Raw genomic sequence first — 21906 nt, forward strand, 5'->3', positions numbered from 1 at the left:
CATTAGTGGGCACGATAGTCCCATGCAAGGGAATCCAGCTCGCCATTCATGAATTTCTCGTACCGGGCGAAAAAGCTGCCCAGGCTGTCCGGATCGTTCTTGAGATAGCCCAGGCCCAGCACGACGAAGCTCACGCTATCCGGATTGAACTGCATCTTGGGCGCGTAATTGTCGACGACATCCTGTAGCTGGCGCGTGACCTTGCTCTTGTCGGCATAGAGCGCTTCCAGCGCTTGTGTTCCGAGCGGCTCTTCCGTGCCGGGCACACGATTGCGCAGCCTCCATTTCCGCCGGGTCGGATCCTTCTCGATTGCGAACTTGAGCGTCTGCAAGACGACGTTCTTGAACTTCGGATCGGTTGCCAGAACCTCTACCGGGATCCCCCTGAGCTTCTCGCCGCTGTTCACCACGAGTCTTTCAACCGAATTCCGTGTTCCTGTCCGTGAGGCATAAACGTCCAGCAAGTCTTCCGCCGACATGTGATAACTCTCGTGAATCAACATCCTCGACATCACCTGATCGAACTGCGAGCCCATCGTCGCGACTTCATCCATGCCCTTCTCGAATGCGGTCAACAGGAAGGTCACATCCTTTGACGTCGTTTTCAGGGGGTGATAATCCTGATGGGGCTGATAGAGAGGCGGCGCATTCGATGGATAGGTGGTGATCAAAACGTCTCCCTGATACCCCTGCTTCGCATAGCGTGTCGTGGTGGAAACGTTCAGCTTGGCCAGTGAAGCGCCGCACAGCGGGAGCCGCGTCTCCAGGAAATGCTCGAGCACATCGTCTCCGGAAGCGCCGAAGAATATCTCGAACAACCTTGCTATCGGCAGTTCCTCCCGGCTCTCCCGCAATGCAAAGCCGGCGTCCTCCAGAAGGCTCATCGCTGTATTCTTCGCCCTGGCCAACACGTCACGCATCTCCTTGGCAGTTTGCAGGTTCATGCCTTCGTCAATGTGCGTGATCGCAAGTCTCAGCATCGAAGAACACACTGGCGTCGGCTCCGGAACCATCTTCCACTCGCCCCCGGAAAATCTCAGCGACGGGCCATCCAGACGGCTGACCGGATGAACGGCGTTATAGGCGTTGGTCCGCCAGTTGAATCTGACCTCGCAAAGTCCCTCGCCTGACTTGACATATTCCGTGTACTTCTGGACAGGCAAGGCTTCGCGCAACGTATAGGTATGGCTTGAGGGATTGAGTTCCAGCCGGGGCTGGGCTACCACGGAAGTCAGATACTGTTTGTCAATCTTGATACCGCGCACGTTCCAGTCATCCGGGAGATACAGTTCCGCCTTCAGCCGGGCGGGCCGGATGATTCCCGCCTTCGATGCTCGCCCGATATCCGCTATATCGATGGGAAGCGGAACGAGAATGTCCAGCAAAGCGGCCGCAATGGTTTTGGAGACCTTGGCCACGTCCGCTCCCAAGTCGCTCACCCGGATGACCCGCAGGACGTGATTGGCCAGCGCGGATCCGGATAATCCAAGCACCCTGCCCGAATGCACACTTTCCCGCAATGCGCTTCGACAGATCACCGCGCCGATCCCTTTGCTCGCCGGATACAGAGACAGTAAGACCGTGAAGATATCAACAAGGACCTCGAGCGGACTCACCCGATAGTCCTTGTCGAACGAGATCATGTATCCCAGCTTGTAGAAAGGCACCAGATCGAACAGCAATCGTTGAGCGAAGCCTGGCTTATGGAGCTTGGTCCTGTAGTGCGGGACCCGGGCTTTGATCAGTATCGCCATTTCAAAAGACAGGTAGCCCGCAATGCTTGCATGCTTCTTTTTATCCAGATTTCCGGCACTGATCTGGCGAAGTGACCTCTGCGTGAGACCGCCAGGGCAATTCTTGAGAATCCGTGGGTCACTGCATACGAATATTTGCTCGAAAACGTAATTGAATATCTGCTTGCTGGAATCGTTTAGCGCACGAGCATCCTTCCAGAATTGATATTGCGGGGCGACCTTGGCGTTTCCGGCGTCCTTCGCCGTGATCCTGAGACTGCTTCTGTCGGCGCTGTTCGCGCCGAGTTTCGCGAGAATCCAGTCCCCCCCCGCAAGCTTGATGAAGAACTCGTCAGACTTGTTGATCTCATTTCTGACGTGAATCGCCTTCGTCATCGAGTAGTATTCACGCATCGAAATCTCGAGCGGCAGCAACAGCGTCGCTGCGGTCCACGCCGCATCGTAAGACAGGCTGTTCGCCTCATAACGTTCGAATTGAGCAAAGAACTCCTTGTCGTTCGCGCATAGCGAACTCGGCTTCAGATTCATCAAGGTCCGGTAGCCTTCCGGCGCCTGGCCTATCTCGCTCAATGGATGCGATGCTTGCGACCGCTCAGAGAAATGATCCGCAATGAGGACGTGATCCAGCGGCCTGATGGACGCAATCGACACTCCCTTTTCACAGGTCCATAGCGCTATCGCGGCGATGGTTTCCCGGTGCGATGGATTCAGGCCGGATGAATGCGGTGACGAAGCGATAACCCAGTCCGCCTTTTCCCTGGCGGCAAGAATGTCCAGATAATTTCGGGCAAGACTGATCGCAAGCTGTTTCGCATCGAAGCGATTCAGTTCGAGCAGAATCTCGGAAAAGTTATCGGCTCGCTGCCACTGCCGGGAAATGTACAGGCGCGCGTTGCGCAGATTGCCAATCCTGACCCTATCGGAATCGCTCAGATTCTCGCCTCTCTCGTTGCGGCGCCATGCCCTGAAAATCTCCCATTCCAGATCAGCAAGAATGCGTGAATAAGCGATTCCCTGACGTAGTTTCTTGCCGAAATCGTCACTGATCCATTGCTTCGACAGTTCCTCCTTCTCCTTGCTTCGTCCGATCCTGTAGCCTGCAACGTAGTCATTGGCTCGGATTCCATCCTGCAGGGCACTGAGGTCGGCACTCCGGCATTTCAACTTCTCGCCCAGGCGAAGCAGACGCCGGTACTCGCCGGACCACCACTCCGTCTTGGCATCCATGTCGGCGGCCAGTTCATAGACCTCACCCAGCAAAACCAGCACGAGCGGCTTGGCCTCGGGTCCATCCGCGCATGCATCCGGTTCGGCCTTGGCTCGGTTCTCCGCGAGGACAAAATTTTCAGCGTTCTTGAGTTCGACGCCCGTCGCCGTGATTTTCGCGGTCAGATCATCCAGCTCGTCCTGGATCTCCTGGTCGGTCAAATCGCATACGGACAAGGCAAAAGCGATATCCGGCTCGTTGACTGGCTCGTCGCGTCCCAGTTCCAGACCAATCTGCTGCATCAGATCATTGCTCAACGACCTGTCCGTCGCGATGGCCAGCGACCACTGTTTCCCGGGAGGCGTCAACCTTTGAAGGAACCATACAAGGGATTTCCTAAGCAAGGCGATCCTGAATGCCTCCGTGTCCGGCGTTTCGACGTTTTTAAGAAGCGACTTCGTGGCGAGATCATCCAGTCCGATCAACATCTGGGACCAGGCCATGGGACCTGCGCTCGTGAGCAGCGAATTCGACCATTCGAGAAGCTCCGACATCCGCGAGCCCTGTAGAAGCTGGTAGATGTTCTGCATCGCCACGCTGGCATCGAGGGGAAGCCATGCGCCCTTGATGCAGACGAGCGTCCGGGACTGCGTCATCTTCTTTCCGGTGAAAAGAATGCCCAGCACCGGCGTAAGCATGACGAATGGCCAGAACTTTCCCATAAGATGCACATATAGCTTTCGATCAGATTCATAAATGCCACCCGGCATAGGAGGTTGCGCAACATCCGGGTTATCCAGTGCGGCTGTGTCGTCGAGATCGGAAAGCTGCGTCAGCAGTTCGGCTCCCGCCGTCGTGTTGATGCGCGTGAATTGTCCATGCGACGCAAGCTCATTTGCGTCGAATTCGGGTGTGCAGTGCACCTTGTCAGCGAAGCTGACTCTTCGCCATTGTCCGAGGCTTTCATCCCAAACCGCGTGGATCGTCGGTGTGGCCTGATCCTTTTGAACAAGCGACACTGCCTTGATGGAATTCCCGTCCTGGGTGTCGGCACAAATGACCAGAAGCTTCTCGATGCATCGGTAGAAGGCCGCTTCCAGCTTGAGATACAGGGTTTCGTTCTTGCGCGAACGCTGGTCGACGGAATTCGAATAGAGTCCTGGATAATCTTTCACGCTGTGCAATGGATTGGGTGGCTGAACCGGCACGAGTTCTTCCACAATCGCTCGCTTCAGCTCATCCGTGTAAATGCGATCTGGCAAGGGCAACGGACTCGCGACTTGCGCCAGATACCACCGGGAGTATTCGGACGACCATGCAAGATAAATGGTGTCCGGACGCGCCTCCATTCCCCCCATGACTGCGATCAGCCCTGGATGGAACAACACGCAGCGCCAGAACCGTCGGTTCAGGAAGACGAGTCGATTTCCTTGGGCGTCCGCATACAGCCTTCCATCCGCGCCGGCGCCTCTGGAGTACTGATAGGCCGACTCTTTGCTCCACTGGCCGATTACGGATATCACCTCCCTGGCAACAGGCGCCGGCGCAGGTTTGCTCCTGATGTCGACACCCACGTTGGCTCCGGGCTTCAGCTTCCAGTTGTTTCCGTCGAATGCTATGTAGAGTTGCTTGCTGCCTGCGGAAAGAATGGCGTCTCGCTTCGCCAATGCCTTTCTCCCTGAACCCGTGAGCTCGACGGCGTCATGATGCTCCACTCCGGTACTCGGGGGAAAATCTTCAAACTTATGGCAGACCCAGAAGCGCCCGTTCGCGAACAAAAGCTTTCGCGTGCCGGCCATGTTGGAATACAGCCTGTCTTCGATCTGCGGGAAGTATTCGGCTTCCGGTGCATAAGCGTCCGCCGCGGAGAATTCATTGGCCACGGCTGCTTCGAGGCTGGCATCGACCGCCGAATCACCCGGCATGGGCCGGAATTCAGTTCTTGCTGCCGTGGATTTCGTGGATCGCCGCTTTCTCGCCTTGACTTCGCCAGCTCCTGCTGCATCCCCCATTGCGCCGTCTTCCGGATTGGCCGCGCGAATCAGACGCAGGTCGATCGGAGCGTCGATCACAATCTGATGCGACGGTGCCATAGGCGACTCGATGCCGCACAGGTATTCACTCGCCAGAAGGTCGAATCTTCCGGCCATGCCGTCGCCGGGCGTTGCGTCCTCTTCAGTGCTTGCGTCGTCGAGTGGCTTCACGGAGGCCCAGACCGATCCTGCCGCCATCACCGCTGCCAGCGCGCCGAGCAACACGGCGTATCGGTTCCGTCTTGAAGCGCTGCTGCCGTCGATTCTGCTGTCGCTGCTGACATCGACGCCGCCGACGTCACGAGTCAGTGGCTGTAACTCCATGGACGATGGCGCGTTTTCAGAGAGTTCGACGCTCGACGACTCGCTTTTGCGCGTTGCCGATGCCGAGCGCCAGCCTTCTGCGCTGCGTCTTTCCGACCCCGGCACATCAGCGCCGCGCGTCGCGCGCCAGACGAAGAACAGCGTCAGCATCAAGGAGAGACTTGCAGCAAGTCGAGCGGCACCGGCCAACCGCGTCCAGTTCGTGCCGGTGGCTTCCTTAGATCCGGCATCCGTGACGAGAAAGTCATGGATGGTCAGGTCGTCGCTCGCGTCCTGGCGTACCGACGTGCCGGGTTCGGCGGTCGTCGAGGGCTGTTCATCAGCTGAGGTGGCATAGCCGGCCGCGCCCCCGGAAAGCTTGACGGTGCGTGGTTTGACCCACCAATGTCCGCCTCTGGATTCGATCGGCTGCCACGCCATCCGATCGTGCTCCCGATTATTCGACAACACACACAAGACGCCTTCTTCGCCATCGTAACGCACGCGATAGACACAGCCCTGCTCCTCGACGAATCGCCTGCCCTGTATCGTATAGATGCCTTGCTCGGCGACGAGATCACGCACGGACACCTCGACGGCCCATGCCCTGTTGAGCGGCACCCACTCGGCAAGCGTCGAAGGCACAGCCTCGCGCTGTACGGGAAACCGGCTCAACAGCGCATTCGTCGCCTGATGCAACTTCCCGACGATCCACGCTTCGGTCTGCTGTTCCAGGTTCTGCCTGAGCCGCGCGATGACGGGCACCTCGCTCGCCGCCAGCGCTTCGGCTAGCCTGGCCGCCCATTCCAGCCACGAACCGGCTTGCGGAAGTTCGATGTGCTCGCGCGCCGCCATCAGATCGGGCAATAGGGGAAGTATGTGCCGCAAGCCGGCGATGGCATCGCGCTCCTCGAAGGACGCATCGGCGACGTGGCTCAATTCCCGTGTGAGCTCATCGAGCCGGCAGGCACGTTCGGTGGGATCCGCTGTGGCCAGCCGCACAGTGAGCCATGTAAGCCTCATCACGATGAAGGTGCGATAAAGAGGTTTGGTCTGCTCGAATCCCTGGAATCCGCTCAGCATGGCCTGCCAGTCCTGCGATTCCGGCTGTGCCGGGAACCGGCGGATCGCCGTCAATGCGTGACTGAAGCGGGCCTCGCTGAATGACTCCAGGATCGGCGGGTAGAGGTCCTTGGTCGCCTCGATGAGTAACCTGATATCGTCCGTGACGTCCACGTCGCGTGCGATCTCCCTGATTTCGCCGAACGTTTCCCGAAGAGCGACGAGGCCGCTTCTCAGATCGGCGAGATTCGGGCTGTCGCCCAGCGCCTCCGCGCGTTCGCGGATGCGTTGCCGAAGTTCGCCGACGCGTTCCGCGAGCAGCTTGTCTTCGGGACGCGTGACGTCGGTTCTGCTGGCGTGTGTCAGCATGAGCGGCAAGCGCGCAACGATCTCCCTGCCGATACCGTGTATGTCCTCGATGATTCCTTTGATCGCCGCGACATCCTGGGCCATGCCCGAGAGCAGCTTATTGACCGTGGCCTGCCATGAGTCTTCTATCGTTACTTGGCTCAGCAAGCCTTGCAGGACCCGCTCCACGCCGAAACATGGCGCGCACCCCAACGCGTGCCAGACGACCGCCGCGCCGGCGCGCGCGATGATCTTGAAATTGGCCAGGGGCATGAGCGCGACTTGAACGCTCGCAAGAGCGGAGTCTGCACGGGTCGCTTCGATGAAGCCCTCGAACAGTTCATGAGCCAGCGCCGTATCGACGAAGCCATTCATCCACTCGTCTGGTGACACCCCTCCGAGCGCGAGAAGCTCGCGCATTTCGGCGCTCTGTATCAGGCTCATGAGCCATTGCGCCCGCGCGGGTAATGCGTTGCCTTGCGGACCCGCGCACATCTTTTGCAGCAGCACCGAACCTGTTCGCACCATGGTCCGCGTTTCCGGCGGCAGATGCTTCAGCAAGCCTTCGATCCGTTCCGGGTTCTGCAGTGCATGCGCGAGCCAGCCGAGCTGTTCGGGGAGGCCTGCGTCCGCTGGATACGCGGGAAGATTCGAGCGTTCGAATTGCTCAGCGACATTCGAGAGCATTCGCGCCCATTCCAATACGGGCTGAAGGAACTGAGGAAGCCACGCGGCCAGCCCGTCGTCCCTCAATAACGCTTGCAGGAATTCGGCGAAGCTGCCGTGTTCGTGCGCTTTGAGCAGAGCGCCGAGTTGTCCCGTCAGCATCTGGCAGGAACGCAAGGCTTGGCTCACGCCGGCCCGCGCGCTTTCGGGCAGCACGCGAGCCAGGCCGGGATCGCGCACCGCGCGTTCCAATTGCGTGACGGTGCGCTCGATCAACCTGACACGCGCTTCTGCCGATGCACCGTCGCCACCCTTCCACACCGCGAGCAGACCATCCAGCAGGTCCGCGATGACCCTGAGAGGCACGCGCGCGACGTCGGGCAGCAGCTGGCCCGATTGACTCCTGATAAGACTCGACGATGCGCCGAGCTTCGCGGTCAATGTGCCGGCGCTGTTGTGAATCTCGTGAAACGCACCATAGAGACGCTCGCCTGTCTGATAGAACTCCATCAACACGTTGGACGTGTCGATGACGATCAATACGGGTTCCGGTATGTGGCTTCTCAACGGCGCGCCTGCCGGGCCGCCGAGGAAGCCGACCAGCGCCGCAAGCCGGTGATGGAGCGCGCCCGCTGCGCTGGGTTGATCGGCGGAACCCTCGCCGCCGAGGCGATTGCTCACCACCAGGTAGGCCTCGCTCAGAGCCCGGCAATAGGTGGTGAACGTGGTGAGCCGGTCGAAGGATGCAAAGCCCGCTCTTTCGTCGTCGCCGAGCAGCGTAATCAGGGCTTGAGCCAGACCCGTGAGATTACCCGTACGCTCAAAGATGGCGCGGGCATCGTCCATACGCCGCACGCATGCTTGCAGTGTCGCCAAGGATTGCAGCGCAGCACGCATCGATGCATGCAAGGTCTCCGGCAAGCGGCCTGCCTGCAGGTCGATCAGATGACGGGCCTGCGCGAGCCTGTCGTCCATCGAAAGGCACTCGTTCGTCAGCGTGGGCTCGAGGCTTCGAGTGAGGGCATCGATGGCTGAGTAGCTAGCGAGTCCTCGCTTGAGCCATTCGATGGTTGATCGAGCGATGTCGCGCATGTCCTCCGGCAACACCGCGCTGCATCGATCGAAAAGCGAGAGCCAGGCGACCACGTCTTCGAGCCAGGATGCATGGGGCCGTTCGTCACTTCGCGTCGTTCGATACAGACTGTCCGCCGCGCGCCAGAGTGTCAGGGCATCGGCCAGTTGTGCGGCGGCGCGGATGGCTTGCGGCCGGTATGCATCAGGAAGGTAGGCGACGTAGGTTGGCAGCAACTCGCCGAGCTGCAAGAGCGTGGTGAGCCAGTCTTCGCGGCGCGTGTAGATGGGCTGGAGATCGCGAAAGGCCGTTTCGCCGGCACAGCACTGTTGAACGACATCGTGGCTGAAGCGCAAGGCGATACGCGCGACCAGATCCTGGACGGTCCGGATGAAGATGCCGTCTGTGGGGGCGGAGGAGTTGGAGCCTCGGGACGCGTCATCCTCATCCGGCATTGGATCGTGTTCAAGCGTCCAGGGCGACGCGTGCGGACTCGTGTCTGTGAACGCGCGGAACGAAGCACCGGGCGAACCGACACCTCTTCGTCGTGGCTGGCATTCGTCCCGCCTGTCCCGTTCCCACATCGCGTGCTCCTTCGCTTGTCACGAGCGCCGGGGAGCGCTGCTGGAAAAAAGCGGGTCGAGTGATGCCCAGCGCACCATGCGGAAGCGACTGGTGAAACGGATGATTCAGGCTCGGACGCCAAGTCGCATCGCTGAGGATGCGCGCGGGATTGACCTGTCGATTTAGTTCGGCCGGCGTAGTCAATGTCACCGATGCTACGCGCACGAATTCGCTGGGTTTAAATCAGGACACTAATCCACAAAGCACGAGCATCGCGTTGAAAACACAGGATGTTTTGATGAATCTTCAGGAAAACCGGATGGACGAATTTTCGTCCGGATGCCTTATCGTTTGCTTGAAGTGAAACGGCATGGAGTTCAAGAGGGGATTCTTGTGGCGACGCGAACGAGCGGCAGGCCGCTAAACAGGGCCTTTCCGATGAATGGAGCATAATCTGTTTGCAATCCTGGAGTTTCCGCACTACTTCTCACTATCGATAGTGCGCAAATCGTCCAAACGTGACGAGATAAGGCATGACGTGCCAGGGCACTCACAACGCTGACAGTTGGAGATTGCCTCGACAACGGGTTGAACGCGCAGCAGGTCGAGAAGTCGACGCGCCACGGCTACTAGGTCGCGGTGAAGTTCTGGAGACGAGCAGTCTGCGACGATCGGCAGCGTCAGGCGGGCGATGTGACACTCCGCGGTCTGAAGCTCTCTCGCCGAGGCTGCGAAAGTTCACCCGCAGATTCACAACCTGGTTCTGGACCGGACTTCGCACGTCGGAAATCAATGGACTCGAATGGCGGTATGTCGACTTCAGGGACGACACCATCGGGATCGAGCGCGTGCTGGTTTCAGGAGGGGCGAAGGATCGCACGAAGACTGCCGAGCCGCGCTTGGTGAGATTGAACAGCCGCTCGCGCGCAGCACTACAACGGCAGCGTGCGCTGACGCAGATGGCCGGCGACCGGCTCTTCCAGGATCCGCGTCACGGCGAACCGTACCACTGCGAGGAAGCGTTTCAGCGCGTCTTCTGGGCACGCATGCTCAAGAGACTCGGCATCCGCTACCGCAGGCCCTACAACATGCGCCAGACCTACGCGACCAGCATGCTCATGGCCGGCATGACGCCGACGTTCTGCGCACGCCAGGTCGGACACACGATCGCGATGTTCTTGGGGATTTACACGCGGTGGATCGACGGCAGCCAGAACGACATCGAGATGGCGCGGCTTGAGAGCGCCCTATTGTCCCCGGAAAGTCCCCGAGCGAATGGGTCAGGAAGCTAAGCTATTGATTATAAGGAAGGATTCATGGTGGGCCGGGTGGGATTCGAACCCACTATCGGTCGATTATGAGTCGACAGCTTATACCAATTAAGCTTCCGGCCCTTTGGCCCTTTGGCCCTTTGGCGTCCAGGCGCGACGGGCAAAAAGAAAGCGCCTCGATCGGCGCTTTCCTGACTTCTGAACCGTGCGCTGGGCGATTCCGAAGGCTAGCGAGTGTGCCTCACTACGCCTCTCAATACAAGCCCGCCGTGCCCGTTCAATTGCCTTCGAGGAACGACTTCAGCTTGTCCGAGCGGCTCGGATGACGCAGCTTGCGCAGCGCCTTCGCCTCGATCTGACGAATGCGCTCGCGCGTCACGTCGAACTGTTTGCCGACCTCTTCCAGCGTGTGATCCGTGCTCATCTCGATACCGAAACGCATGCGCAGCACTTTCGCCTCACGCGGCGTCAGCGAATCGAGCACGTCCTTCACGACATCGCGCATGGAGGCGTGCAGCGCGGCATCCGACGGCGCCACCGTGTTCGTATCCTCGATGAAGTCGCCGAGATGGGAATCGTCGTCGTCGCCGATCGGCGTTTCCATGGAGATCGGTTCCTTCGCGATCTTCATGATCTTGCGGATCTTGTCCTCCGGCATTTCCATCTTCTCGGCGAGCGTTGCCGGATCCGGCTCGAGACCGGTTTCCTGCAGGATCTGACGCGAGATGCGGTTCATCTTGTTGATCGTTTCGATCATGTGAACCGGAATGCGGATGGTGCGCGCCTGGTCCGCGATGGAACGCGTGATGGCCTGACGGATCCACCATGTGGCGTAAGTCGAGAACTTGTAGCCGCGACGGTATTCGAACTTGTCCACCGCCTTCATCAGGCCGATGTTGCCTTCCTGGATGAGATCGAGAAACTGCAGGCCACGGTTCGTGTACTTCTTCGCGATGGAAATCACGAGGCGCAGATTGGCCTCGGTCATCTCGCGCTTCGCCTGACGCGCCTTCAATTCGCCCGCCGCCATCTGGCGGTTGGTTTCCTTCAAGTCCTTGAGCGGCAACACAACGCGCGCCTGCAAGTCCAACAGACGCTGCTGCTGCTCGCGAATAGCGGGAATATTCCGCTCCAGCACGGCGCTGTAATCGTGCCCTTCAGCAACCACTTTCTCGGACCAGTCGAGATCGGTCTCGCTGCCCGGGAAGCGCGTGATGAACTCGGCGCGCGGCATGCCGCACTTGTCCACCACCGTATGCAGGATCTGCCGTTCGACCTGACGCACTTCATCGACCTGGGCGCGCAGCGTGTCGCACAGGCGCTCGACGGTACGAGCCGTGAAGCGGATGTTCATCAGCTCGGTCTGGATGGCTTCCTGCGCCTTGAGATACGCCTTCGACTTGTAGCCTTCCTTCTCGTAGGCGCGACGCATCTTGTCGAACCATTCGCTGATGAGCGCGAATTTTTCGAGCGACTGGAGCTTCAGCGCTTCGAGCTGGGCGGCGTTGGCGTTGGCCTGGGCGGCGCCGTCGTCCTCTTCTTCCTCTTCCTCGTCGCCGTCCTTCTCTTCCTCGGCTTCCTCGTCTTCGGATTCGATCGCCTCGGCTTCCTGCTCGGAAAAGCCGTCCGTGTCCTGAGCGTTCGGATCGATCAGGCCGTCGACGAGTTCGTCAACGCGAATCTCCTCGTTCTGCACGCGCTCGGCCATGGCCAGAATATCGGCGATGGTCGTCGGGCAGGCGGAGATCGCCATGACCATGTGCTTGAGGCCGTCCTCGATGCGCTTCGCAATCTCGATTTCGCCTTCGCGCGTCAGCAGTTCGACCGTGCCCATCTCGCGCATGTACATGCGGACCGGGTCGGTCGTGCGGCCGAATTCGGAATCGACAGTGGAGAGCGCGACTTCGGCTTCTTCCTCGACTTCGTCGTCGGAAGAGGCATTGGGCGCGTTGTCGTTCAGCAGCAGCGTTTCGGCGTCGGGCGCTTGCTCGTAGACCGCCACGCCCATGTCATTGAACGTACTGATGATGCCTTCGATCGCCTCGGTTTCCGTGAAGTTGTCCGGAAGGTGATCGTTGATCTCGCCATAGGTGAGGAAGCCGCGCTCCTTGCCGAGCTTGATGAGCGCGCGCAGCTTGCCGCGCCGCTCCTCGAGTTCCTCGACCGTGCCCGGCGCGCTCGACGAGAACGCATCCTTCAGAAGTGCCTTCTCCTTCGCGCGGCGATCGCGAGCCCTGGCCTTTTCGACCTTCGCCGCGGGAGCGGCGGCGCCAGACTCTGCGTTTTGCACTGCGTCGTCTTCGACGGATACATCGTTCAGCTTTTTCGTCATGGAGTTCGCCATACCGGCTTTAGTCTCGACTCGCGGCTGCTGGACAACAGCCGATGGAACCGTGAATACCCAATATGCGCACGCTGCTTCGTCCTGCGTGCCCTGCCCGGAGCGCTACCGCCGATCCGACAAGAATGAACCGCCTGTCTCGCCCTACCCGCAATAGCAGCCGCTTCCCTTCCGCCCGTCTGTACGCCGGCGTGCCTTTCCGTCTGTTTCGTCTGATTTATGCGGCCTGTGCCACGCAAATCGACGAACTCACGACAGATACCGCCGTGAAAACCGCCCGGTCAGCCAGCGCCGTTGTGTGCTCCGCGTGCCGCCTGCTGTTTCCGTGGCCCGCAAAAAGCCGCTTAAATGCCCCTTCAAATGCCCTTTTTCAACCACTCCACCGATGTTGCGCCGTGGGCGTTAAACAACAGTCCTGCGACACAAGCAGTTGACAAAAAGCACTTCCATTTGAACTTTTAATTATAGCATTTCACTTTCCGCTATCCGGACTGGCAACGCGCCTGGCCTTGATCTGCGCGACCCGCGCGGAAAGGTCCGAAAACTCCGCCACTTCCTCCGCCGACAGATTCGCTTGCCGCGCCAGTTGATCCAGCCGGGCGCGATAGCTGTCATGTCTCAGCTTCACGACGGTTGCCTGCAACTCTTCGGCAAGCAGACGCTTCTGTTCTTCGACCCGCTGTGCCGCATCCTCGTCGGATGGATCGCGCAACAGCAAATCGCGAACGTTTTCATCATAGGCGAGAATTTCCTGGAAGATATCTTCGTACGTGGGCGCATTTGCTGCATTTCTCAAGACGTCCGAGAGCATCTGGAACTCGGCTTCACCACCCAGTTCACGTGCATGCCCGATCACCTCGCTGAACAACTCGCCGTGTTCCGTCATGGTGACGAGCGTGCGCTCGCTTTCCTGATCGAGTCCCACGCCAATGCCCGGATACATCACCAGGTTGCGCAATGCCCGCTGTTCCTGGCCGGTCACCCGGCGGCGCTCGCTCTTCGGCACGTTCGCGCGGGCCACGGCGGCCGCGCGTGAATCGATGTCGCACAGCGCGGCGATCTCGGTGAACGGCGTGCTCAGCCGGTCCGCGAGCATGTGCAAAATCTGCACGCGCAACGCGTTCGCGGGCAAGGCCTGAAGCAGCGGCTTGGCGTCGAACAGCGCCTTCGCGCGGCCTTCGGGCTGCTCCAGCTCCTTGTCGTTCAGCACTTCGTTCAGCAGGAACTGCGACAGCGGCATCGCGCGATCGACCTGCTCGCCGAAGCCATCCGTGCCGAACTCGCGGACATAGCTGTCCGGGTCGTGCTCCTTCGGCAGGAACAGGAACTTGATCGTGCGGTTGTCGGCCGCGTGCGGCAGCGCCGCTTCCAGCGCGCGACGCGCGGCGCGTCGTCCCGCCGAATCGCCGTCGAAGCTGAACACCACCGTGTCCGTCTGCCGAAACAGTTTTTGCACATGAACCGGCGTGCACGCGGTGCCGAGCGTCGCGACCGCGTTGGCGAAGCCGAGCTGCGCCAGCGCAACGACATCCATATACCCTTCGACGACCAGCACGTAGCCCAGTTCACGCACGGCGAGCCGCGCCTCGAACAATCCATACAGTTCGCTGCCCTTGCTGAAGAGCGGCGTCTCGGGCGAGTTCAGGTACTTGGGCTCGCCACCGTCGAGCACGCGTCCGCCGAAGCCGATCACGTTGCCCTTCACATTGCGGATCGGGAACATCACGCGTTCGCGGAAGCGGTCGTAGCGGCGCGCCTGCCCTTGCGAATCGGTCTTCTCGCTGACGATCACGAGGCCCGCTTCGACCAGGTTCTCATCCCGATAATCGGTAAACGCAGCCTCGAGGTTCTGCCATCCGTCCGGCGCATAGCCGAGGCCAAAGCGCGCTGCCACCTCACCCGTCAGCCCGCGCTTTTTGAGATAAGCGATGGCATTCGGCGCGCCCCGCAACTGCTTGCGATAGAAATCGCAGGCGGTCTGCATGACGTCGGTGAGCGCGACGCTGACGGCCCGGCTCGGCGCGCTTTCGCCGCCGGATCCGCCGCCGCGAAACGACGGCTCCTGCGGCACGGTCAGTCCCGCGCCTTGCGCGAGATCCTTGACGGCTTCCGGGAAGGTCAGGCCGGTGTGCTCCATCAGGAAGCCGATCGCTGTACCGTGCGCGCCGCAGCCGAAGCAGTGATAGAACTGCTTGGTCGGGCTGACCGTGAACGACGGGCTCTTCTCGTTGTGGAACGGACAGAGGCCCATGAAGTTCGCGCCGCCCTTCTTCAGCTGGACGTAGCGACCCACCACGTCGACGATGTCGACGCGGTTGAGCAGGTCTTGCAGGAAAGCGTGAGGAATCACCGGGCGGTCGGCAGCTGATTTACTTGGCGAGCGCCGCCTTCACCTGTGCCGAGACGGCCGTCATGTCGGCCTTGCCGGCGAGCTTCGGCTTCAGCACGCCCATTACCTTGCCCATGTCCTGCGGACCGGCCGCGCCGCTTGCCGCGATGGCGGCCTGCACTTCGGCGGCGATGGCGTCGGCGGAAAGCTGTTCGGGCATGTACGCGGACAGGATGGCGAGTTCCGCCTTTTCCTTGTCGGCGAGATCGGTACGGCCCGCGCTTTCGAACTGGCTGATGGAATCCTTGCGCTGCTTGATCATCTTGTCGATGACGGCCGTGATGGCGGCGTCGTCGAGTGTGACGCGATCGTCGACTTCACGCTGCTTGATTGCCGCGAGCAGCAGCCGAATCGTGCCGAGGCGCTCGGTTTCGCGCGCGCGCATGGCAGTCTTCATGTCGTCGTTGATCTGGTCCTTGAGGCTCATCGTTCACCCGGTGCAATTGCGATAAATGGCGATAACTGGATTCCGGCTGGCCCGGCGGTGTCGTGCTCGTGAAAGCAAAAGCCCGCTTGGGAACGCATCCTCAAGCGGGACTTTTCTGCGGGCCATTTCGGGCCGCGGCAAGGCGTGCCGCAACGACGCTCCCGCGTGCCAGCCAGAGCGGAGGGTTTCCTCCGATGACCGGTTGAGTATAGCAAACGGGTTCGCGTTTCGAGACTCGCCAAAACCCCCGCTCCGGAACAATTGACCGGCTTTCCGCGCGGCCTTCCGAAGGGGCTCAGCCGGCCGTCGTCGCGCTGCGCGCATGCTCCGCCGCCGCCTGGCCTGCCGCGACGCCCGAGGCCCACGCCCACTGAAAGTTGTAGCCGCCGAGCCAGCCGGTCACATCGACCACTTCGCCGATGAAGTACAACCCGGCGACGCGCGCGCTCATCATCGTCGCCGACGACAGCTCGCGCGTATTTACGCCGCCGCGCGTCACTTCCGCCTTGCGATAGCCCTCGGTGCCGCTCGGCGTCAGCGTCCAGTTCGACAACGATGCGCCCAGCGCGCGCAGCGTGCGGTCGGGGAGATCGGCGAGACGGGCGTCGAGGGCGACCTTGTGCGCCGCGAGCCACGCCTGCGCGAGACGCGCGGGCACCTGCGCGGCCAGCAGGGTGCCGATCTGCTTTTTCGAGCCGGCCTTGGCCTCGAGCAGCATCGCAGTAGCGTCGATGCCGGGCAGCAAGTCGATCTCGACCGGCTCGGACGTATTCCAGTAACTCGAAATCTGCAACACGCCCGGCCCGGACACGCCGCGATGCGTGAGCAACAGGTCTTCGTCGAACTCGCCGCGCGTCTTGCCCTTGCCCGCGCCGATGCGCACCGGCAGCGACAGCCCCGACAGCGCCGCGAACGGCTCCCAGTCCGTCGATGTGAAAGTGAGCGGCACGAGCGCCGGCCGGGTGTCGACCAGCGTGTGGCCGAACTGTTTCGCCACGCGGTAGCCGAAGTCCGTCGCGCCAATCTTAGGAATCGAGAGCCCGCCCGTCGCGATCACGAGCGCCGCCGCGCCGAGCGCGCCCGCGTTCGTGTCGAGCGTGAAGCGCGCGCCGTCGTGACGAATCTCGTGAACCGTCACCGGGCGCCGCCAGGTCACGCCGCCCGCGTCGCACTCGCGCTTGAGCATGTCGATGATCGTTTCGCTGGAGTCGTCGCAAAAGAGTTGGCCCTTGTGCTTCTCGTGCCATTTCACGCGGTGCTGCTTGAGCAGCGCGAGAAAGTCGCGCGGCGTGTAGCGCGCCAGCGCGGAGCGGCAGAAGTGCGGATTCTCCGAGAGAAAGTGGGCCGGCTGCGCGTGGCTGTTGGTGAAGTTGCAGCGCCCGCCGCCGGAGATGCGTATTTTTTCGGCGAGACGCGCGGCGTGGTCGATCAGCACGACGCGGCGCCCGGACTGCGCGGCCACGGCCGCGCACATCATGCCGGCCGCGCCCGCGCCGATGACGGCGATATCGAAGGATTCCATGGCGCGCATTCTAACCGCTGCGCCGGGCCGGCTCGTGGCGACGGAACGCGCGCGGGCCGCCGCTGCTATACTTTTTTGTTCCCTCCGAAGTCTCACTCCCATGCTCGTTCTCGGCATCGAAAGCTCCTGCGACGAAACCGGCCTCGCTCTCTATGACACCGAACGCGGCCTGTTAGCCCACGCCCTTCATTCGCAGATCGCGATGCATCGCGATTACGGCGGCGTCGTGCCGGAACTGGCATCGCGCGATCACATCCGGCGGGCGCTGCCGCTGCTCGAAGAGGTGTTGGAACAATCGGGCGCGGCGCGCGACGACATCGACGCCATCGCCTTCACGCAAGGCCCGGGGCTCGCGGGCGCGCTGCTGGTGGGCGCAAGCGTCGCCAATGCGCTCGCCATGGCCTGGGACAAGCCGACCGTCGGCATTCACCATCTGGAAGGGCATCTGCTGTCGCCACTGCTGGTGGCAGAGCCGCCGCCGTTTCCGTTCGTCGCGCTGCTGGTTTCGGGCGGGCACACGCAGTTGATGCGCGTGACCGGTGTCGGCGTCTACGAAACCCTCGGTGAAACGCTCGACGATGCCGCCGGCGAAGCCTTCGACAAGACTGCCAAGCTGCTCGGCCTCGGTTATCCGGGCGGCCCGGAAGTCTCGCGGCTGGCCGAGTTCGGCACGCCGGGCGCGGTTGTGCTGCCGCGTCCGATGCTGCATTCCGGCGACCTCGACTTCAGCTTCAGCGGGCTCAAGACAGCCGTGCTGACGCAGAGCCGCAAGCTCGGCGCCAATGTGTGCGAACAGGGCAAGGCGGATCTGGCGCGCGGTTTCGTCGATGCCGCCGTCGACGTGCTGGTCGCCAAGTCGCTCGCCGCACTGAAGCAGACCGGCCTCAAGCGGCTGGTGGTGGCGGGCGGCGTCGGCGCGAACCGGCAATTGCGCGAAGCGTTGTCGGCGGCGGCGAAGAAGCGCCGCTTCGACGTCCATTACCCCGACCTCTCGCTCTGCACCGACAACGGCGCGATGATCGCGCTCGCCGGCGCATTGCGCCTGTCGCGCTGGCCGGAGCAGGCCGTGCGCGACTACGCGTTCACCGTGAAGCCGCGCTGGGACTTGTCCTCGCTGGCGCGCGCCTGATTCTGCTTATCTCGGCGGGTTGAACGGCTGCACGATCGCCGCGAACACCGGCAGCGTTTCGCACCGGTCACTGTGGGCGATCAGCGCGGGCCATCGTGTCGACGTAAAAATCTCCGGATGCGCCTCGCGCGCGAAGCGCAGCGCGCAGGCCACGGCGATATCCGCGTGGCCGATCGCATCGCCGAACCAGAACGCCGCCGGACGCGCGGCGCGATCCGATTCCAATGCATTCAGCACGCGTTCGACCTGGCCGGTGCAGCGGTCGAGCCATGTCTGCGACCGCTCCTTGTGCAACACGCGTTCATAGACCAGCGCGACGGCCTTGTCGGCCAGGCCGGTGGCCAGCGCGCACACCTTCAGCGCGTGACGCCGTTCCGGCCCGTCCGCCGCAATCAGCGCGCGCGCCGCACCGGCTTGCTCGTCAAGATAGTCGAGGATCATCGCGCTTTCGATCAGCACGTCGCCGGAATCGAGCACGACGGTCGGCACGCGGATCAGCGGATTGAACGGGGCGATCTTGTCGGCGTCGCCGAAGACGGACCACGGACGATGCTCGACCGCCATGCCGTAGAGACTCGCCGCGATGGCGACTCGCCGCACGAACGGGGAATCGTATTGGCCGATCAGGATCAAGGTGCACTCCGCAGCTGTTTTGCCGGACGGTCAGTTTAAGCGCGTGCGGGCCTCGGAAACAACGGCCACGCGAGCGACGCGCACACGCCCGCCGCCAGCCAGACCAGCGGCCAGGAGCCCAGCGCGAGCACATGTGGAATGGCGAGCGGCGTCAGGAAGAAGCCGACGAACACCGCCGTGTTCGCCATGCCGAGCGCCGTGCCGGCGCGCGCGGTGCCCGCGAGCGTCGCGAGCTCGGTATAGGCCACGCCATGCCACGCGGACACGCATACGCCCGCCAGGATCAGCATCGCGGCCAGCAGGACCGGCAGATGGACCGCGCCAAGCGCCGTCGCGAGTCCCAGCACGACGAACGACGCACAGGCGACAACCGTGGACATTTTCAGGTAAGCGCGACGATTTCCATGGCGGTCGGTATGGCGTCCGCTCCAGACGCGCATCCCGATGGCGCCGAGTTGCAGCGCGCCCATCGTCACGCTGATCGCGGTCACGCCGAAACGTGCGGCGTCGTGCAGGAAAATCGTCGCGAAACTCAGCACCGCGAATTGCGCCACGCACAGCACGCCGATGCCGAGCACCACGCGCCACACCTGCACGTCGCGCAAGGGCGTGCCTTGGGCGGGCCGGACCTTGCCTTCCGTTGGCTTGTGCTGCGCCAGCGGCGGTTCATGGAGCCAGCGCCACGCGAACACGGCCGACAAGAGACACATCGCGGCGAGCATGCCGAAGACGGCCGTGAATCCGTGCGTCGACGCCAGCCACGGCAGCAACGCCGCCCCGATGCCGCCGCCGAGCGGCACAGCCGTCTGGCGAATGCTCATCGCAAGGCCGCGCTCGCCTTCGCCGAACCACGCCATCACGGCGCGCCCGCTCGAACCGTTCACGCTGCCGCCGAGCAGCCCGAGGCCGCACATCGCTGCGACCAGCCAGGCAAAACTCGCCGTGGCGGGCGTGGCGAACAGGGCCATCGCGATGAGCGCAGCGGCGGTCGTCAGCAACCCCGTCAACAGCACCGGCCGATCGCCCCAGCGGTCGGTCAGCACGCCCCACGGCAGTTCGGACAACGCGACGCCCAGTCCCAGCGCGCCCAGCACGACGCCCAACTGGCCGTTAGTAAGGTGATACGCCGAGCGGACCCAGACGGCGGTCGTCGGAAAGCCGGTTGCCGCCGCTGACACGCTCGCATTCGCCGCAACGCCCACGCCCAGCACTTTCCAGCGATGCCGGCTGTCGAGCGCGGGCGACTTGATCGAGTTTGATACCCAGGAAATATCCATGACGCAGTCCGCAAGAAGTTTGACTGCGACCAGTCTGAAGGCTTAGGATCATCCTGAAAATCGCAAAGTTTTTCACCATTCATTCAGATAAACAGGATGATTTCATGGGCCAGACGACTTTCGATCTCGCCGTGCTGCGCAGTTTCGTCGCCGGCATGGATCTGGGGAGTTTTGCGAGAGCGGCGGATCGTGTCGGCCGCTCGACCTCGGCGGTGAGCGCGCAGATCCGCAAGCTGGAAGAACAGGCCGGCACGCCGTTGTTTCGCAAGGCCGGCCGCGGGCTGGCGCTCACGGATGCCGGCGAAGTGATGCTCAACTACGCGCGGCGCCTCGTCGAACTGAACGATGAAGCGGCCGTGGCGGTGCGCGGCGTCGATCTGGAGGGCTGGATCCGGCTCGGGCTACAGGAAGATTTCGGCGAAGTGGTGTTGCCCGACGTACTCGGACGTTTCGCGCGCGCGCATCCGAAAGTGCGCATCGAGGCGCGCGTCGCACGGAATACCGAACTGCTGGAGCGCATCGACGGCGCGCAGCTCGATCTCGCGCTAGTCTGGGGCGCGGCGGGCGTCAGCGACGAAAGCCAGGCAGCCAATCTGCCGCAAGCAATCGCCGCCCCGCCGATGCGCTGGATTGCTTCATCGAGCGTGCCGTGGCACTTCGACCTCGACGAACCGTTGCCGCTGATCGCCTTCGACCGGCCGTGCCTGTTCCACAGCGCGGCCGCCGCGGCGCTCGACCGCGCGGGCATCCGCTGGCGCGTGGCGTTCACGAGCCCGAGCCTGTCTGGATTGTGGGCGGCTGCCGCAGCCGGATTGGGCGTGACGGTGCGCACGAGCTACGGCCTGCCTGCAACTGTCCGTCCGCTCGACGCCGACGAAGGCGGCCTGCCCGCGCTGCCGTCCATTCCGCTGGCGCTGCATCGCGCGTCGGGTGTCGGCTCGCCGCTGGTCGAACGGCTAGCGTCGCTCGTGGTGGAATCGGTGCGGGAAGCGCATGTTTCGTCGGAAACCGCGTTCGCATAAACAAAGAGCCGGTGCGAAGACCGGCTCTGCTGGAGAAGTTGCGCGAACGATCAGGCGTCGAAACGCTTGTCCCGCTCGATCACCGCATACGCGCTGTGGTTGTGGATCGACTCGAAATTCTCGGCTTCGAGCGTGTACGCGACGATGCGCTCATCCGCGTTCAGGCGCGTGGCGACATCGCGCACGAGGTCTTCGACGAACTTCGGATTCTCATACGCGCGCTCGGTGACGAACTTCTCGTCCGGGCGCTTGAGCAGTCCCCACAGTTCGCAAGACGCCTCTTCCTCCGCGATGCGGATCAGTTCCTCCACTGCCACTTCGCCCGCCAGTTCGGCCGTGATGGTCACGTGCGAACGCTGGTTATGCGCGCCGTACTGCGAGATTTTCTTCGAGCACGGGCACAGGCTCGTCACGGGCACGAGCACTTTCATCGACAGACGGGTTTCGCCGTCGCGCCGTTCTGCGATGAAGGTCGCCTCGTAGTCGAGCAGACTCTGCACGCCGGACACCGGCGCGGTCTTCATTACGAAGTAAGGCAAGCTCACTTCGATACGTCCCGAATGCGCTTCGAGCTTGGTCAGCATGTCGGCGAGCAGCGTGCGCAGCGTGACCTGGTCGAGCGGCTCGCGATTGTCTTCGAGCAGCGCGACGAAGCGCGACATGTGCGTGCCTTTCTGGTCGGCGGGCAGATGCACGTCGAGATTCCACACGCCGACGCTCGGCTGCACGCCATTCGCCGTACGCACCGACAACGGATGCCGCACACATTGCACGCCCACGCGCTGAATGACGAGCTGACGCGTGTCGGGCGTGCTCTGGACGTCGGGCATCACGAAGGCGGGATTCATCTGGTTCATTTGTTATGTCCTTATGCGCCGCGCGTCGT

At 62.2% G+C, this 21906-nt stretch carries 11 protein-coding genes and 1 tRNA gene; 3 read left to right on the forward strand and 9 right to left on the reverse strand.

Annotated features, from left to right (window positions below; genetic code table 11):
* Nucleotides 1-2: 2 nt before the first annotated feature.
* Nucleotides 3-9029 (reverse strand): hypothetical protein, encoded by a 9027-nt coding sequence (locus QCE63_RS31905; protein ID WP_309838649.1) that lies wholly within the window; start codon nt 9027-9029, stop codon nt 3-5.
* A gap of 513 nt (nt 9030-9542) precedes the next feature.
* Here QCE63_RS31905 and QCE63_RS31910 point away from each other — a divergent pair.
* Nucleotides 9543-10301: a tyrosine-type recombinase/integrase gene (locus tag QCE63_RS31910; RefSeq protein WP_309838650.1), complete on the forward strand. Its 759-nt coding sequence runs from the start codon at nt 9543-9545 to the stop codon at nt 10299-10301.
* A 25-nt stretch (nt 10302-10326) separates the two neighbouring features.
* Here the strand turns inward: QCE63_RS31910 and QCE63_RS31915 are convergent.
* The 5 genes from QCE63_RS31915 to QCE63_RS31935 form a co-directional block, all read right to left on the reverse strand.
* A tRNA-Ile gene (locus QCE63_RS31915) sits at nt 10327-10403 on the reverse strand.
* 154 nt (nt 10404-10557) lie between these two features.
* Nucleotides 10558-12624 (reverse strand): RNA polymerase sigma factor RpoD, encoded by a 2067-nt coding sequence (rpoD, locus tag QCE63_RS31920; protein WP_309838651.1) that lies wholly within the window; start codon nt 12622-12624, stop codon nt 10558-10560.
* A 469-nt stretch (nt 12625-13093) separates the two neighbouring features.
* Entirely contained in the window at nt 13094-14971 is a 1878-nt protein-coding gene (dnaG, locus tag QCE63_RS31925; protein WP_309838652.1) for a DNA primase, read from the reverse strand.
* A gap of 19 nt (nt 14972-14990) precedes the next feature.
* Complete coding sequence (locus tag QCE63_RS31930) at nt 14991-15437, reverse strand: GatB/YqeY domain-containing protein (RefSeq protein ID WP_309838653.1); 447 nt, start codon at nt 15435-15437, stop codon at nt 14991-14993.
* A gap of 295 nt (nt 15438-15732) precedes the next feature.
* Nucleotides 15733-16959 (reverse strand): NAD(P)/FAD-dependent oxidoreductase, encoded by a 1227-nt coding sequence (locus tag QCE63_RS31935; protein WP_309838654.1) that lies wholly within the window; start codon nt 16957-16959, stop codon nt 15733-15735.
* A gap of 100 nt (nt 16960-17059) precedes the next feature.
* Here QCE63_RS31935 and tsaD point away from each other — a divergent pair, with 100 nt between their 5' ends.
* Nucleotides 17060-18088 (forward strand): tRNA (adenosine(37)-N6)-threonylcarbamoyltransferase complex transferase subunit TsaD, encoded by a 1029-nt coding sequence (tsaD, locus tag QCE63_RS31940; RefSeq protein WP_309838656.1) that lies wholly within the window; start codon nt 17060-17062, stop codon nt 18086-18088.
* Nucleotides 18089-18094: 6 nt separating this feature from the next.
* Here tsaD and QCE63_RS31945 read toward each other — a convergent pair whose 3' ends face one another.
* Both QCE63_RS31945 and QCE63_RS31950 read right to left on the reverse strand, forming a co-directional pair.
* Entirely contained in the window at nt 18095-18721 is a 627-nt protein-coding gene (locus QCE63_RS31945) for a glutathione S-transferase N-terminal domain-containing protein (protein ID WP_309838658.1), read from the reverse strand.
* Between the two features lie 35 nt (nt 18722-18756).
* Nucleotides 18757-19998: an MFS transporter gene (locus QCE63_RS31950; RefSeq protein WP_309838659.1), complete on the reverse strand. Its 1242-nt coding sequence runs from the start codon at nt 19996-19998 to the stop codon at nt 18757-18759.
* 104 nt (nt 19999-20102) lie between these two features.
* Here QCE63_RS31950 and QCE63_RS31955 point away from each other — a divergent pair, with 104 nt between their 5' ends.
* Nucleotides 20103-21020: a LysR substrate-binding domain-containing protein gene (locus QCE63_RS31955; protein WP_309821072.1), complete on the forward strand. Its 918-nt coding sequence runs from the start codon at nt 20103-20105 to the stop codon at nt 21018-21020.
* A 50-nt stretch (nt 21021-21070) separates the two neighbouring features.
* On the opposite strand, the gene folE2 is transcribed toward QCE63_RS31955, so the two are convergent.
* Nucleotides 21071-21877 carry a GTP cyclohydrolase FolE2 gene (gene folE2, locus QCE63_RS31960; RefSeq protein WP_309838660.1) on the reverse strand — a complete coding sequence of 269 codons (807 nt, stop codon included), beginning with the start codon at nt 21875-21877 and terminating at the stop codon, nt 21071-21073.
* Between the last annotated feature and the right edge of the window lie 29 nt (nt 21878-21906).

This window comes from Caballeronia sp. LZ065, assembly GCF_031450975.1.
In the GTDB taxonomy this organism is placed as follows: Bacteria; Pseudomonadota; Gammaproteobacteria; order Burkholderiales; family Burkholderiaceae; genus Caballeronia.